This is a genomic window from Microcystis sp. M53603_WE2 (assembly GCF_030065435.1).
Genome location: NZ_JASJFF010000407.1, coordinates 1 through 1757 on the forward strand (window position 1 = coordinate 1; position 1757 = coordinate 1757).

Below are 1757 nucleotides of genomic sequence, written 5' to 3' on the forward strand. Positions count from 1 at the left end.
AATTCACGACCAATTTGCCAAGGAATATTTAGAAGAACTCTTAGCGTCTCTGGGAACGATTAAAAAGAGCAAGAAAGTCAAGAGTGAAGTCCAAGAAATCGATGTCTGGTTTGAACCAGCCAGTTCAGCATCAAGGACTGAATTACCCTTGGGCATACTCGGTAAAATGGCGGCGACTTGCTGCTTATTTGAACCTTTCCGTAACCCACCCTCCGAGGTAGAGATTCGCAGTTGCATCTCAAAGTTATATGCGGTTCATGGCGAGGTCTTGAGGAAGGCGAAAAGGACAAACAAAACTCTAACAGAAGCTGAACTACCAGTTCTCTGGATTTTAACGCCTACTTTTTCGGCGAGAATGATTGAAGAAGTCGTGGGAATCTCCCCTTCATTCCTACCGGAAGAGGGGATGAAAGAGGAGTGGGGAAAAGGAGTTTATTTTTCCCCTAGCCTGTTCAAAACAGGAATCGTCGCCATCCATCAATTACCAGTCAATGAGGAGACTTTATGGTTGAGGGTGCTAGGGAAAGGAGGGACACAGAAACGAGCAGTAGAAGAATTAGTGCAATTGCCTGAAGGTAATCCTTTCCAAGAGAATTTACTGGAAATTCTGGCCAACTGGCGCAAGAGTTTGGAATTAAGAGATAATTTAAGTGCCGAAGAACAGGAGGACATTATGAACCTATCACCAGCTTATCTAAAACAACGAGAAGAGTGGAAACAAGAAGGGATACAAGAAGGGATACAAGAAGGGATACAAGAAGGGATACAAGAAGGGATACAACGAGGTAGTTTAGAAGAACGGTATTCCCTGATAACCAGTCTTCTGGAAGGACGCTTTGGCAGCCTAGATGCAGAATTATCTGGTCTGGTGGAACAGATTGCCCAACTTCCTATCTCGGAACGCACCAGGTTACTTCTTTCTCTGGCTAATTTATCTCGCTCAGAACTGTTAGAAAGATTCAGGGAAAATTAAACTTTCAATACCCCTAAGCTAGGAAAAACTATCCCCAAGCATTAATAGAAAACGGGTTTCTCGGAGAAACCCGTTTTCTGTGCGTTACTCAACGGATTTAGTATGACAACTGATAAAAACCCCTCCAATTAATGAAGGGGAATTGTCGGATTTTATTGATGGTATTAGGAGACTTTTGCGGTTTCTTTTTCTGAAAAGACGGACGACAAAACAGCACACACTCCCCAAACAAACTGTATTTTAAGCTACATTTTTATAAATATTTACATTCCGCTCCGTCAGGCTTCTTTAGCAAGGTTAAGAGCGATCGCCTTCTATCTTTTAGTAGTCAATAATGCCGTTGACAAGAGCTAAGTTAAGATTGAAGGGCATTCAGTTGTTAATTCGTGTAATTCTTGAGTAGGGCGAAAATATGACGACACTACTTGTACAAGCGACCTCGGCTCCTTTGATGATTGATCTTCCTTGGATTATGCCGATGACGGAGGAGCAATTTTATGAATTTTGTTTAGCCAATCGAGATTTACGCATTGAACGCAGTGCTAGTGGAGAAGTGATCGTTATGCCCCCTGCTTTTTCAGATACGGGTAATCGCAATCTTAATATAGCTGTGCAACTGGGGAGTTGGTCAGAACTAGATGGGACGGGGCTTGGGTTTGATTCTAGTGCGGGTTTTACGCTGCCCAATGGTGCGACTCGTTCACCCGATGCTGCTTGGATTAAATTAGAACGCTGGAATGCTTTAACAGAAAAACAAAAAGCCTCTTTTGCCCCCATCTGTCCC

The 1757-nt window shown here is 43.1% G+C and carries 2 protein-coding genes; both read left to right on the top strand.

The genetic code is table 11. The annotated features are described in order from the left end of the window. Position 1 precedes the first annotated feature (1 nt). Positions 2-973 carry an RpnC/YadD family protein gene (locus PX481_RS08530; protein ID WP_288094370.1) on the top strand — a complete coding sequence of 324 codons (972 nt, stop codon included), beginning with the start codon at positions 2-4 and terminating at the stop codon, positions 971-973. A 412-nt stretch (positions 974-1385) separates the two neighbouring features. Continuing rightward, the coding region (locus PX481_RS08535; RefSeq protein ID WP_288094372.1) for a Uma2 family endonuclease at positions 1386-1757 on the top strand (372 nt) is incomplete at its 3' end.